Raw genomic sequence first — 13,343 nt, 5'->3', positions numbered from 1 at the left:
TATATCTAGATAAAAAATGAGCTTGGATATTATTTCCAAACTCATTTGAATTCAATTAAACTATTAGAACAAGCCTAGAACGGTTCCATCGCTTTCAACATCCATATTGAGAGCTGCTGGTCGTTTTGGAAGTCCTGGCATGGTCATGACATCACCAGTTAGGGCAACGATGAAGCCTGCACCTAATTTTGGCACCAATTCGCGAATGGTAATTTCAAAGTTTTCAGGTGCTCCAAGTGCATTTGGATTATCTGAGAAACTATATTGAGTTTTAGCCATACAGATTGGTAATTTGTCCCAACCGTTTTGAACGATTTGAGCGATTTGTGTTTGAGCTTTCTTCTCAAAGTTCACTTTACTACCACGGTAGATTTCAGTAACAATCTTTTCAATCTTTTCTTGGACAGAAAGGTCATTGTCATACAAACGTTTATAGTTAGATGGGTTTTCAGCAATAGTCTTAACAACCGTTTCAGCAAGAGCTACTCCACCTTCCGCACCATCAGCCCAGACACTTGCCAACTCAACTGGTACATCGATTGAGGCACAAAGTTCTTTCAAGGCTGCAATTTCAGCTTCTGTATCAGAAACAAATTCATTGATTGCTACAACTGCAGGTACTCCAAATTTACGGATATTTTCAACGTGGCGTTTCAAGTTAGCAAAACCTGCACGAACTGCTTCTACGTTTTCTTCAGTAAGAGCGTCTTTAGCCACACCACCATTCATCTTAAGGGCACGAAGGGTTGCAACAATGACAACTGCATCTGGAGATGTTGGCAAGTTTGGTGTCTTGATATCAAGGAATTTTTCAGCACCAAGGTCTGCACCAAAACCAGCTTCAGTAACAGTGTAATCAGCCAAGTGAAGTGCTGTTGTAGTTGCCAAGACAGAGTTACATCCGTGAGCGATATTGGCAAATGGACCACCGTGTACAAAAGCAGGCGTACCATAAATTGTCTGAACCAGGTTCGGCTTAATCGCATCCTTCAAAATCAAAGCTAAGGCACCTTCAACCTGCAAATCACCTACAGAAACAGGTGTACGGTCATAGCGGTAACCAATAACAATATTAGCCAAACGTCGTTTCAAGTCCTCTATGTTCGTTGCTAAGCAAAGAATGGCCATGATCTCTGAAGCAACTGTAATGTCAAAACCATCTTCACGTGGGATACCATTTAAAGGACCACCAAGCCCAACTGTAACATGACGAAGTGCACGATCGTTCAAGTCCACAACACGTTTCCAGAGGATACGACGTTGGTCAATTCCCAACTCGTTTCCTTGGTGCAAGTGGTTGTCAATCAAGGCAGAAAGAGCATTGTTGGCAGTTGTAATAGCATGCATGTCTCCAGTGAAGTGAAGGTTGATGTCTTCCATTGGCAGAACTTGAGCGTAACCACCACCAGCGGCACCACCCTTGATACCCATTACTGGACCAAGAGATGGTTCGCGAATAGCAATCATGGTTTTCTTGCCAATCTTGTTCAAGGCATCCGCAAGACCAATGGTAATAGTTGATTTTCCTTCACCTGCAGGTGTTGGGTTGATGGCAGTAACCAGAATCAATTTTCCAACCGGATTGCTCTCAACTGCACGAATTTTATCAAAGCTGAGCTTAGCCTTGTACTTTCCGTACAACTCCAAATCGTCGTAAGAAATACCAAGTTTCTCTACAACATCAACGATTGGTTTCAACTCAATACTCTGTGCAATTTCAATATCTGTTTTCATTCAAAACTCCTCTAACCTCTTATATGATAATTCATTATAACACAAAACAAGATTTTTAACATCCTAAAACTCTCTAAACGTTCGTAAATATCCCTGTTTTTAAGGTTTTTAGAGCCCTTTCTTAAATTTTATATGGCTTTATAGTTTGAAACTATATTCTTTCCTTTTACCAAATTTTTATTGCTTTCATTTTACTTACCGTTTATTTTTGTGTACAATAGTGCTATGAAAATTTTAGTTACATCGGGCGGTACCAGTGAAGCTATCGATAGCGTCCGCTCTATCACTAACCATTCTACAGGTCGCCTGGGCAAAATCATCACAGAAACTTTGCTTGCTGCAGGGCATGAAGTTTGTTTAATTACTACAAAACAAGCTTTGAAGCCAGAAGCCCATCCCAACCTAAATATTCGAGAAATTAACAATACCAAGGACCTTCTAATAGAAATGCAAGAACGTGTTGCAGATTATCAGGTTTTGATTCACTCAATGGCGGTGTCCGACTACACTCCTGTTTATATGACAGGGGTTGAGGAAGTTCAGGCTAGCTCCAATCTAGAAGAATTTTTAAGCAAGCAGAATCATCAAGCTAAGATTTCTTCAACTGATGAGGTTCAGGTTTTGTTCCTTAAAAAGACACCCAAAATCATCTCCCTAGTCAAGGAATGGAATCCTGCTATTCATCTGATTGGCTTTAAACTGCTGGTTGAAGTTACCGAAGATCATCTGGTTGACATTGCTAGAAAAAGTCTTATCAAAAACCAAGCAGAGTTGATTATAGCCAATGATCTAACTCAAATATCAGCAAACCAGCATCGTGCAATCTTTGTTGAGAAAGATTATCTTCAAACGGTTAACACTAAAGAAGAAATTGCAAAACTCCTCCTTGAAAAAATTCAAGCCTATCATTCTTAGAAAGGAAAGCTATGGCACATATTCTCTTGGCTGTAACGGGCTCAATCGCCTCTTATAAGTCGGCAGATTTAGTCAGTTCTCTAAAAAAACAAGGTCATCAAGTCACTGTTTTAATGACTCAGGCTGCTACAGAGTTTATCCAACCTTTGACACTACAGGCACTTTCACAGAATTTCGTCCACTTAGATGTCATGAAGGAACCCTATCCTGCTCAAGTCAATCATATAGAACTGGGAAAAAAAGCAGATTTATTTATCGTGTCCCCTGCTACTGCTAACACTATTGCAAAACTAGCCCACGGCTTTGCGGACAACATGGTGACCAGTACGGCTCTAGCCTTGCCAAGTCATATCCCAAAACTCATCGCACCAGCAATGAATACAAAAATGTATGACCATCCAACAACTCAGGCTAATCTAAAAACATTAGAAAGCTACGGCTATCAGCTGATTGCTCCAAAAGAATCCCTACTAGCTTGTGGCGACCATGGACGAGGAGCTTTAGCCGACCTCACAATTATTTTAGAAAGAATAAAGGAAACTCTCGATGAAAAAACGCTCTAATATTGCACCCATTGCTATCTTTTTTGCAACCATGCTCGTGATACACTTTCTGAGCTCACTTATCTTTAACCTTTTTCCATTCCCAATCAAACCGACCATTGTTCATATTCCTGTCATTATTGCCAGCATTATCTACGGACCACGAGTTGGGATTACACTTGGATTTTTGATGGGGTTACTTAGTTTGACGGTTAATACAATTACGATTCTACCAACAAGCTACCTCTTCTCACCATTCGTCCCAAACGGAAACATCTACTCAGCTATCATTGCCATCGTTCCACGTATTTTGATTGGTTTAACTCCTTATCTAGTCTATAAACTGATGAAAAATAAAACTGGTCTGATTCTAGCTGGTGCCCTTGGTTCACTTACCAATACAGTCTTTGTACTTGGTGGAATTTTCTACCTTTTTGGAAATGTCTTTGATGGTAATATCCAAAAACTCCTAGCAACCGTTATCTCAACAAACTCCATTGCAGAATTAGTCATTTCCGCAGTTCTAACCCTAGCCATTGTTCCAAGACTACAGACTTTGAAAAAATAAAAACATCTCCACTTTCAAGCTTGAAGGTGGAGATTTTGCTCTATACAGTTTTTTTTAGTGAAATCTTTACAAATATTTATACTCAAAGAAAATCAAAGTGCAAACTAGGAGGCAAGCTACAGGTTGCTCAAAACACGGTTTTGAGGTTGCAAATGGAAGCTGACGTGGTTTGAAGAGATTTTCGAAGAGCATTAACTTAAAAATAGCCTATAAACTCAAGTAAATCCTTGCTTTATTGTCTGGTTTATTGTACTATACTAGTGTATATACAGTGAAAAAGGAGATTATTATGAATACACGGAAAAAGACACAATTTATGACAATGACTGCCCTCTTAACAGCTATTGCGATTTTGATTCCAATTGTTATGCCCTTTAAGATTGTCATTCCACCTGCTTCTTACACTTTGGGAAGTCACATCGCTATTTTTATTGCCATGTTCTTATCGCCCTTGATGGCAATTTTTGTCATCATAGCTTCTAGTTTTGGATTTTTGATGGCTGGCTATCCCATGGTTATCGTTTTTAGAGCTTTCTCTCATATCGTTTTTGGTACCCTAGGAGCTCTTTACCTACAAAAATTCCCCGATACCCTAGATAAACCAAAATCTTCCTGGATTTTCAACTTTGTGTTAGCTGTCGTTCATGCCCTTGCTGAAGTATTGGCCTGTGTCGTTTTTTACGCAACTTCTGGTACCAATGTAGAAAATATGTTTTATGTTCTATTTGTGCTAGTTGGATTTGGCACAATTATCCATAGTATGGTAGACTATACATTAGCACTAGCTGTCTATAAAGTGCTTCGAAAACGCCGTTAAAAGGAAAAGCTATGACAAAAGATCGCAAACAAGCTCTGCTCCAACTCTTGAAAGAAACTCCTAAAGCCCTCAATGGCCAAAGTTTAGCTGAACATTTTCATGTTACACGCCAGGTCATTGTACAGGACATTGCAATTTTAAGAGCCGATGGCGCTCCTATCCTATCCACCAATCGTGGCTACGTCTATAAGCAAGTTGAAACCAATCCTTATGTTCACAAACTTTTCAAAGTGAAACATGAAGTTGAAGAAATCGGTCAAGAACTCCTTGCTATCGTTGATAATGGTGGACGTGTTCAAAATACCTTGATTGACCATCCCGTCTATGGAGAAATTGAAACCTTGCTGAAACTGTCTTGTCGTAGAGATGTGCAACATTTTCTAGAACAAGTTGAGCATTCAGATTTTAGACCTCTGTCTGAATTAACAGATGGTATCCATTACCACCTAGTTGAAGCCGAAACACAACAAGACCTCCACTATATCGAGGAGGCCTTAGATCAGCTAGGTTATTTAGTAAAAGACTAGAAGATTTTCTTCGCCCAGCCATCTTCTGTACGGTGGCGGTAGAAAAATTCAGATTTGTCAGGAGCTTCCATCATCTCCATCAATGGTAACATATCATAGGCCAGATCCAAGTTTGGAATCTGGTCTTTTTGCACCCAAGAAACTTCTCCTTCATCTGAAGAGCGAAGGGTACCAGAGAACTCAGTCGCCTTATAACAAAAGACGATATAGCGCCCGCCTGTATCCAGAGGCCAATTTTTAATGCCGACAAGTTGAGGATTTTGGATAGTTAACCCTGTTTCTTCGTAGATTTCACGAATGACAGACTCCGCAAAAGCCTCACCATTTTCTACATGACCTCCTGGAAAGGCATAACCAGACCAGCGATTGGTTTCAGGAGAGCGATACTGCATAACCACGCGCTGGGTTTCGAGATCTTCAATCAGACAAATGTTTGTTAAAATCGTTAATTGGGAACGGGACATATTTTCTCCTTTAGGTAATATTCTAATCCAACGCCTTGACTTCCAACATCACATCACGGATCTGAGCTGCTAGTTCAAAGTCAAGCACTTCGACGGCTTCTTGCATTTGTTTTTCTAGTTTCTTAACAAGTTCTTTGCGCTCTTGTTTGTTGAGGCTATTGATGTCAACTTCCTTGTCTTCTTCCTTAGCAACCGCCTTGGTCACAGCAATCAGGTCACGGATTTCTTTCTTGATTGTCTGTGGTACGATACCATGCTCTTCATTATAGGCCATTTGGATTTTCCGACGACGAGCAGTTTCATCGATAGCACGTTGCATAGACTGAGTAACGGTGTCCGCATACATGATTACATGACCTTCACTGTTACGGGCGGCACGTCCAATGGTCTGGATGAGTCCACGTTCGTTACGAAGGAAACCTTCCTTGTCAGCATCAAGAATGGCTACGAGGCTCACTTCAGGAACGTCAATTCCTTCACGGAGCAGGTTAATTCCGACCAAGACATCAAAGACACCCAAGCGCAGGTCACGGATAATCTCTGTCCGCTCTAAAGTCTTGATATCCGAGTGCATGTACTTGACCTTGATGCCCATTTCCTTGAAGTAGTCGGTCAAGTCTTCTGCCATTTTCTTGGTCAAGGTGGTGATAAAGGTTCGCTCGTTCTTTTCAACACGGGCATTGATTTCACCTAAGAGGTCATCAATCTGTCCCATGGTCGGACGTACTTCCACCTCAGGATCCAATAGCCCTGTCGGACGAATAATTTGCTCAATCACTGTCTCAGTTTGTTCATTTTCATAATCACCTGGTGTCGCTGAAACGTAGACAATCTGATGGACATGGCTTTCAAACTCTTCACGACGAAGAGGACGATTGTCCAGAGCAGACGGCAAACGAAAACCATAATTTACTAGCATTTCTTTACGCGAACGGTCTCCATTGTACATGCCCTTGATTTGTCCCATAGTCATGTGACTCTCGTCAATCATAATCAAAAAATCATCTGGGAAGAAGTCGAGAAGGGTATAAGGAGGCTCACCTTCGCTACGTCCATCCATGTGGCGAGAATAATTTTCAACCCCATTGGTATAGCCCATCTCACGCAACATTTCGATATCGTACTCTGTTCGCTGTTTCAAACGTTGGGCTTCAAGTAATTTACCTTCCTTCTCAAAGATAGCTAGTTGCTCCTCCAATTCGGCCTGAATCTTGGCAATGGCAACTTCCATGTGGTCGTCATTGGTCACAAAGTGAGTAGCTGGGAAAATAGCCAAATGATCCACTTCTCCCAACACCTGACCTGTCAGAGCCTCAACTTCACGAATACGGTCAATTTCATCTCCAAAGAATTCTACTCGAAAGGCATGTTCATCACGAGAGGCTGGGAAAATCTCCACTACATCCCCACGAACGCGAAATCTTCCACGTTGGAAATCAATATCATTTCGCTCAAACTGAATATCGACCAAGTCATTTAAGAGTTTATCACGAGAAATTTCAAGACCTGGACGGAGACTAACGACACTATCAGCGTATTCCTTGGGCGAACCCAAACCATAGATACAAGAGACTGAGGCAACGACAATAACATCATTACGCTCCAGAAGGGCTGAAGTCGCTGAGTGGCGGAGTTTGTCAATCTCGTCATTGACAGAGCTGTCCTTTTCAATATAGGTATCACTGGAAGGGACATAGGCCTCAGGTTGGTAATAATCATAGTAAGACACAAAGTACTCAACTGCATTTTCAGGGAAAAATTCCTTAAACTCCCCATAGAGCTGTCCTGCTAGAGTTTTATTGTGGGCAATAACCAGAGTTGGTTTATTGACTTTGGAAATGACCTGACTCATGGTATAGGTCTTCCCTGTTCCGGTCGCCCCCATCAGAATCTGAGCTTTTTCTCCACCCTCGATATTATCAACCAACTGCTCGATAGCTTGGGGTTGGTCTCCTGATGGTTGATATTTTGATACTAGTTTAAATTGATTGTCTGTAATACGATTGATCATAAGAATCCTCTCTCGATGTGCTATTCCTATTTTAGCATACTTGTAGCATTTTCACGAAGAAAAGGACGGACCGAAGTCACATCCTTTCATTTTCTTTCTTTAATTGATAGGCGAGATAGACAATCAGCAGTAGTAAGACCAGACTTGTCATGATGGAACCCTCAATACCAAAAGATCCACCTGATAGCCAGCCTTGATTGCCTTGTGGTAAAAAGGTCATCAATGACGTTCCTGACGGCTGACCACTAACTAAAATCCCAAAGAGATTGCCCTGAGCAAAATTCCAAGCGCCATGAATACCTGCTACCCCCCAAACTGTATCTGTTTTGAGGAGATAAAGTGACATGGCAACTCCGAATAAGAAGAGATTCATTAGAGATAGAGGTGTTAGACCAGAATTCCCCATATGAAGCAGGGTAAAGAATAGGCTAGATATAAGAACAGCAAGTTTTAAATTAGTTCTTGATGCCAATTGAGGAAGGAGCCATGCACGGGAAACCACTTCTTCTGCTGTCCCCTGTAAAATCCAAAATGGGATAGTAAAGACAACAAAGACAAGCGAGTAAGGATTCAAGTGAATAGACTCAAAATGATACTGCCCCAAGGCCACTAAACCTAACAAAGTAAGAAGAAAAAGTGCCAGACCTAGCCCAAAACCTTTCAGAAGACTGCTGAGGAAATTTTCTCTATAAAATCCCAAAGTTCGAATAGGTCTTTTCTCAACTTTTCCAGTCCATCTGAACACTGTGTTGAGAATAAAACCAAAGGCCAGCAATTCTAAAATTAAATGAAAATCACTTGTTTTATCCGTCAAGCTCTGTTGCAAGGTCTGTAAGTAGCTTGCAAGATTTTGACCAGCTTCTCCAAAATTTCTAGCAAGTCCGACGAGAGCTAACAAACTAATACCATATAAAGTATAAGCCACAAACTCTCCTATGAAGACAAAAACAAAGGCTAACAAGGGGCTTGTGTAAATGTTTAAACTCATTTTTGAAGCTTGGAAGTCTTTAAATATTCTTTTGTTCTTCATATGCCTGTCCTCTTTTCTTCTATTATATACCATTATTATAGCACTTTATAGTAGCAATTCAATAAAGAAACAAAGGACTTTTATGTTATATCTTCTAACATAAAAGCCCCTAGATTTGCATTTTTTAGTTTTTTCTGATATAATGGGAAAATATTCGGAAAAGGAGACTAAAAATGAAGAAAAAATTTCTAGCATTTTTGCTAATTTTATTCCCAATTTTCTCATTAGGTATTGCAAAAGCTGAGACGATTAAGATTGTGTCTGATACCGCCTATGCACCTTTTGAGTTTAAAGATTCAGATCAAACTTATAAAGGAATTGATGTTGACATTATTAACAAAGTCGCAGAGATTAAAGGATGGAATATTCAGATGTCCTATCCTGGATTTGATGCAGCGGTCAATGCGGTTCAAGCTGGTCAAGCTGACGCTATCATGGCAGGGATGACAAAAACTAAAGAACGTGAAAAAGTCTTCACCATGTCTGATACTTACTATGATACAAAAGTTGTCATTGCAACTACAAAGGCACACAAGATTAGTAAATATGACCAATTAACTGGCAAAACCGTTGGTGTTAAAAACGGAACTGCTGCTCAACGTTTTCTTGAAACAATCAAAGATAAATACGGCTTTACTATTAAAACATTTGACACTAGTGATTTGATGAACAACAGCTTGAGTGCTGGTGCCATCGATGCCATGATGGATGACAAACCTGTTATCGAATATGCCATCAACCAAGGTCAAGACCTCCATATTGAAATGGACGGTGAAGCTGTAGGAAGTTTTGCTTTCGGTGTTAAAAAAGGAAGCAAATACGAGCACCTAGTCACTGAATTTAACCAGGCATTGGCTGAAATGAAAAAAGATGGTAGTCTTGATAAAATCATCAAGAAATGGACTGCATCATCTTCTTCAGCAGTACCAACCACAACGACTGCAACTGGTCTAAAAGCAACTCCTGTTAAAGCTAAATACATCATTGCAAGTGATTCTTCTTTTGCACCTTTTGTGTTCCAAAACTCAAGCAACCAATTTACTGGTATTGATATGGACTTGATTAAGGCAATCGCTAAAGATCAAGGCTTTGAAATTGAAATCACCAATCCTGGTTTTGATGCAGCTATCAGTGCTGTCCAAGCTGGTCAAGCAGATGGTATCATTGCTGGTATGTCTGTCACAGATGCTCGTAAGGCAACTTTTGACTTCTCAGAATCATACTACACTGCCAATACAATCCTTGGTGTCAAAGAATCAAGTACCATTGCTTCTTATGAAGATTTGAAAGGGAAGACAGTTGGTGTTAAAAACGGAACGGCTTCTCAAACCTTCCTAACTGAAAATCAAAGCAAATACGGCTACAAAATCAAAACTTTCGCTGATGGTTCTTCAATGTATGACAGTTTAAACACTGGTGCCATCGATGCGGTTATGGATGATGAGCCTGTTCTCAAATATTCTATCAGCCAAGGTCAAAAATTGAAAACACCAATCCCTGGAACTCCAATCGGTGAAACAGCCTTTGCCGTTAAAAAAGGAGCAAATCCAGAATTGATTGAAATGTTCAATAACGGACTTGCAAACCTTAAAGCAAACGGAGAATTCCAAAAGATTCTTGATAAATACCTAGCTAGCGAATCTTCATCTTCATCAACAAGTACTGTTGATGAAACAACTATCTGGGGCTTGCTCCAAAACAACTACAAACAACTCCTTAGCGGGCTTGGTATCACTCTTGCTCTAGCTCTTATCTCATTTGCTATTGCCATTGTTATCGGGATTATCTTCGGTATGTTTAGTGTTAGCCCCTACAAATCTCTTCGTGTAATCTCTGAGATTTTCGTTGACGTTATCCGTGGTATTCCTTTGATGATTCTTGCAGCCTTCATCTTCTGGGGAATTCCAAACTTCATCGAGTCCATCACAGGACAACAAAGTCCAATTAACGACTTCGTAGCTGGTACTATTGCCCTCTCACTCAATGCAGCAGCTTATATTGCTGAAATCGTTCGTGGTGGTATTCAAGCTGTTCCAGTTGGTCAAATGGAAGCCAGCCGAAGCTTGGGGATCTCTTATGGAAAAACCATGCGTAAGATTATCTTGCCACAAGCAACTAAATTGATGTTGCCAAACTTTGTTAACCAATTCGTTATCGCTCTTAAAGATACAACCATCGTATCTGCTATCGGTTTGGTTGAACTCTTCCAAACTGGTAAGATTATCATCGCCCGTAACTACCAAAGTTTCAAGATGTATGCAATCCTTGCTATCTTCTATCTTGTAATTATCACACTTTTGACTAGACTGGCGAAACGCTTAGAAAAGAGGATTCGTTAATGGCAAAATTAAAAATTGATGTAAATGATTTACACAAGCACTATGGAAAAAATGAAGTTTTAAAAGGAATTACGACTAAGTTCTATGAAGGAGATGTTGTTTGTATCATCGGTCCTTCAGGTTCTGGTAAGTCAACTTTCCTTCGTAGCCTCAACCTTCTAGAAGAAGTTACGAGTGGTCACATCACTGTGAACGGTTATGACTTAACTGAAAAAACAACCAACGTTGACCACGTTCGTGAAAATATCGGAATGGTGTTCCAACACTTCAACCTCTTCCCTCATATGTCTGTATTGGACAATATCACCTTTGCTCCTATTGAGCACAAGTTGATGATTAAGGAAGAAGCTGAGAAATTGGGAATGGAATTGCTTGACAAGGTTGGGCTAGCAGATAAAGCTAATGCTAATCCAGATAGCCTATCAGGTGGTCAAAAACAACGTGTGGCTATCGCTCGTGGACTCGCCATGAATCCTGATATCATGCTCTTTGATGAGCCAACTTCCGCTCTTGACCCTGAGATGGTCGGAGACGTACTAAACGTTATGAAGGAATTGGCTGAGCAAGGTATGACCATGATCATCGTAACCCATGAGATGGGATTTGCCCGTCAGGTTGCCAACCGCGTTATCTTTACTGCAGATGGCGAGTTCCTTGAAGACGGAACACCTGATCAAATCTTTGACAACCCTCAACACCCTCGTCTGAAAGAGTTCTTGGACAAGGTCTTAAACGTCTAAACGCAAACTGTAAGGATTTCCTTGCAGTTTTTTTCTATCTCGTATTGGATTTTTTGATTTTTCGGAAAATTATGTTAGAATTAAGTTTATGAAATGAGGTTTCCTCATACCTAGCAAGACTAGGAATAAAAATAGAAATTAGGTAGCTAGATGTCATCTAAGGTTATTGTTACAATTTTCGGTGCGAGTGGAGACCTGGCTAAACGCAAGCTCTACCCTTCCCTTTTTAGACTATATAAATCCGGCAATCTTTCCGAGCACTTTGCAGTCATTGGAACTGCTCGTCGTCCTTGGAGCAAGGAATATTTTGAATCTGTTGTCGTCGAATCCATCCTTGATTTGGCAGATAGTACCGAACAGGCTCAAGAGTTCGCTAGTCACTTCTACTATCAAAGTCATGATGTCAACGATACAGAACACTACATTGCTTTGCGTCAATTGCAGGCTGAACTAAATGACAAGTACCAAGCTGAACACAACAAGCTCTTCTTCTTGTCTATGGCGCCTCAGTTCTTTGGAACCATTGCCAAACACCTCAAGTCTGAAAACATTGTGTATGGTAAAGGTTTTGAACGCTTAATCGTTGAAAAACCATTTGGTACAGATTACGCAACTGCAAGCAAGTTGAATGACGAGCTCCTAGCAACATTTGACGAAGAACAAATTTTCCGTATTGACCATTATCTTGGTAAGGAAATGATTCAAAGCATCTTTGCAGTTCGCTTTGCCAACCTTATTTTCGAAAACGTTTGGAACAAGGACTTTATCGACAATGTTCAAATTACCTTTGCGGAGCGCTTGGGTGTAGAAGAACGTGGTGGCTACTATGACCAATCTGGTGCCCTCCGCGACATGGTACAGAACCATACGCTCCAACTTCTTTCCCTCCTTGCCATGGACAAACCAGCAAGTTTCACAAAAGATGAAATTCGTGCTGAAAAGATTAAGGTCTTTAAAAACCTCTATCATCCAACTGATGAAGAACTTAAAGAGCACTTTATCCGTGGTCAATACCGCTCTGGTAAGATTGATGGCATGAAATACATCTCTTATCGTAGTGAGCCAAATGTAAATCCAGAATCAACAACTGAAACTTTTGCATCTGGTGCCTTCTTTGTAGACAGCGATCGATTCCGTGGTGTTCCTTTCTTCTTCCGTACTGGTAAACGACTGACTGAAAAAGGAACTCATGTCAACATCGTCTTTAAACAAATGGACTCTATATTTGGAGAACCACTTGCTCCTAACATTTTGACTATCTATATCCAACCAACAGAAGGTTTCTCTCTTAGCCTAAATGGGAAGCAAGTAGGAGAAGAATTCAATTTGGCCCCTAACTCACTTGATTACCGTACAGATGCGACCGCAACTGGTGCGTCTCCAGAACCATACGAGAAATTGATTTATGATGTCTTAAATAACAACTCAACTAACTTTAGCCACTGGGATGAAGTTGGTGCATCATGGAAATTGATTGACCGTATCGAAGAGCTCTGGGCTGAAAATGGTGCCCCGCTTCATGACTATAAAGCTGGAAGCATGGGACCTCAAGCCAGCTTTGACTTACTTGAAAAATTTGGTGCCAAATGGACTTGGCAACCAGATATCGCCTACCGTCAAGATGGTCGTTTAGAATAAAAAAAATCCTGCAAGTTT

Annotated in this window: 12 protein-coding genes; 8 read left to right on the top strand and 4 right to left on the bottom strand. The window is 40.5% G+C overall.

The window, feature by feature from the left end; genetic code table 11:
* Window positions 1-63 precede the first annotated feature (63 nt).
* Entirely contained in the window at window positions 64-1,734 is a 1,671-nt protein-coding gene (locus D7D53_RS03805) for a formate--tetrahydrofolate ligase (RefSeq protein WP_120770185.1), read from the bottom strand.
* Between the two features lie 225 nt (window positions 1,735-1,959).
* Between D7D53_RS03805 and coaB the strand changes: the two genes are divergently transcribed.
* The 5 genes from coaB (at window position 1,960) to D7D53_RS03780 (ending at window position 5,103) form a co-directional block, all read left to right on the top strand.
* The gene (gene coaB, locus D7D53_RS03800) at window positions 1,960-2,649 is read left to right on the top strand and encodes a phosphopantothenate--cysteine ligase (protein WP_120770184.1); all 690 of its coding nucleotides are present in this window, start codon (window positions 1,960-1,962) and stop codon (window positions 2,647-2,649) included.
* Between the two features lie 11 nt (window positions 2,650-2,660).
* A complete protein-coding gene (coaC, locus tag D7D53_RS03795; protein WP_120770183.1) occupies window positions 2,661-3,212 on the top strand; it encodes a phosphopantothenoylcysteine decarboxylase in 552 nt (183 codons plus the stop codon).
* Window positions 3,196-3,759, top strand: a complete 564-nt coding sequence (locus tag D7D53_RS03790) for an ECF transporter S component (protein ID WP_000747406.1) — start codon at window positions 3,196-3,198, stop codon at window positions 3,757-3,759. Before coaC ends, D7D53_RS03790 begins: the two co-directional genes overlap by 17 nt.
* A gap of 289 nt (window positions 3,760-4,048) precedes the next feature.
* Window positions 4,049-4,576, top strand: coding sequence for an ECF transporter S component (locus D7D53_RS03785; protein ID WP_120770182.1), 528 nt, complete (start codon window positions 4,049-4,051; stop codon window positions 4,574-4,576).
* 11 nt (window positions 4,577-4,587) lie between these two features.
* Window positions 4,588-5,103, top strand: a complete 516-nt coding sequence (locus D7D53_RS03780) for a transcription repressor NadR (RefSeq protein ID WP_120770181.1) — start codon at window positions 4,588-4,590, stop codon at window positions 5,101-5,103.
* Here D7D53_RS03780 and D7D53_RS03775 read toward each other — a convergent pair.
* The 3 genes from D7D53_RS03775 to D7D53_RS03765 form a co-directional block, all read right to left on the bottom strand.
* The gene (locus D7D53_RS03775) at window positions 5,100-5,567 is read right to left on the bottom strand and encodes an 8-oxo-dGTP diphosphatase (protein WP_033687068.1); all 468 of its coding nucleotides are present in this window, start codon (window positions 5,565-5,567) and stop codon (window positions 5,100-5,102) included. The genes D7D53_RS03780 and D7D53_RS03775 overlap by 4 nt on opposite strands.
* A 22-nt stretch (window positions 5,568-5,589) precedes the next feature.
* Window positions 5,590-7,578, bottom strand: coding sequence for an excinuclease ABC subunit UvrB (gene uvrB / locus D7D53_RS03770; protein ID WP_120770180.1), 1,989 nt, complete (start codon window positions 7,576-7,578; stop codon window positions 5,590-5,592).
* A gap of 76 nt (window positions 7,579-7,654) precedes the next feature.
* Entirely contained in the window at window positions 7,655-8,608 is a 954-nt protein-coding gene (locus D7D53_RS03765; protein ID WP_120770179.1) for a CPBP family intramembrane glutamic endopeptidase, read from the bottom strand.
* Between the two features lie 173 nt (window positions 8,609-8,781).
* Between D7D53_RS03765 and D7D53_RS03760 the strand changes: the two genes are divergently transcribed.
* The 3 genes from D7D53_RS03760 to zwf all read left to right on the top strand — a co-directional run bounded on the left by D7D53_RS03760 (window position 8,782) and on the right by zwf (window position 13,325).
* Window positions 8,782-10,947 (top strand): ABC transporter substrate-binding protein/permease, encoded by a 2,166-nt coding sequence (locus D7D53_RS03760; RefSeq protein WP_120770178.1) that lies wholly within the window; start codon window positions 8,782-8,784, stop codon window positions 10,945-10,947.
* Window positions 10,947-11,687 carry an amino acid ABC transporter ATP-binding protein gene (locus tag D7D53_RS03755; protein ID WP_120770177.1) on the top strand — a complete coding sequence of 247 codons (741 nt, stop codon included), beginning with the start codon at window positions 10,947-10,949 and terminating at the stop codon, window positions 11,685-11,687. The genes D7D53_RS03760 and D7D53_RS03755 overlap by 1 nt, the downstream gene beginning before the upstream one ends.
* A gap of 150 nt (window positions 11,688-11,837) precedes the next feature.
* Window positions 11,838-13,325: a glucose-6-phosphate dehydrogenase gene (gene zwf / locus D7D53_RS03750; protein ID WP_120770176.1), complete on the top strand. Its 1,488-nt coding sequence runs from the start codon at window positions 11,838-11,840 to the stop codon at window positions 13,323-13,325.
* The last annotated feature ends 18 nt before the right edge of the window (window positions 13,326-13,343 follow it).

This window comes from Streptococcus gwangjuense, from assembly GCF_003627155.1.
Lineage (GTDB): Bacteria > Bacillota > Bacilli > Lactobacillales > Streptococcaceae > Streptococcus > Streptococcus gwangjuensis.
The sequence above is the reverse complement of the archived record's forward strand: the minus strand, read 5'-3'. Positions and strand labels throughout refer to the sequence as shown.

Bases quoted from the DNA above. Each gene is read 5' to 3' on its own strand.
- D7D53_RS03805 (WP_120770185.1), bottom strand. From the start codon at position 1,734: ATGAAAACAGATATTGAAATTGCACAGAGTATTGAGTTGAAACCAATC.
- coaB (WP_120770184.1), top strand. From the start codon at position 1,960: ATGAAAATTTTAGTTACATCGGGCGGTACCAGTGAAGCTATCGATAGC.
- coaC (WP_120770183.1), top strand. From the start codon at position 2,661: ATGGCACATATTCTCTTGGCTGTAACGGGCTCAATCGCCTCTTATAAG.
- D7D53_RS03790 (WP_000747406.1), top strand. From the start codon at position 3,196: ATGAAAAAACGCTCTAATATTGCACCCATTGCTATCTTTTTTGCAACC.
- D7D53_RS03785 (WP_120770182.1), top strand. From the start codon at position 4,049: ATGAATACACGGAAAAAGACACAATTTATGACAATGACTGCCCTCTTA.
- D7D53_RS03780 (WP_120770181.1), top strand. From the start codon at position 4,588: ATGACAAAAGATCGCAAACAAGCTCTGCTCCAACTCTTGAAAGAAACT.
- D7D53_RS03775 (WP_033687068.1), bottom strand. From the start codon at position 5,567: ATGTCCCGTTCCCAATTAACGATTTTAACAAACATTTGTCTGATTGAA.
- uvrB (WP_120770180.1), bottom strand. From the start codon at position 7,578: ATGATCAATCGTATTACAGACAATCAATTTAAACTAGTATCAAAATAT.
- D7D53_RS03765 (WP_120770179.1), bottom strand. From the start codon at position 8,608: ATGAAGAACAAAAGAATATTTAAAGACTTCCAAGCTTCAAAAATGAGT.
- D7D53_RS03760 (WP_120770178.1), top strand. From the start codon at position 8,782: ATGAAGAAAAAATTTCTAGCATTTTTGCTAATTTTATTCCCAATTTTC.
- D7D53_RS03755 (WP_120770177.1), top strand. From the start codon at position 10,947: ATGGCAAAATTAAAAATTGATGTAAATGATTTACACAAGCACTATGGA.
- zwf (WP_120770176.1), top strand. From the start codon at position 11,838: ATGTCATCTAAGGTTATTGTTACAATTTTCGGTGCGAGTGGAGACCTG.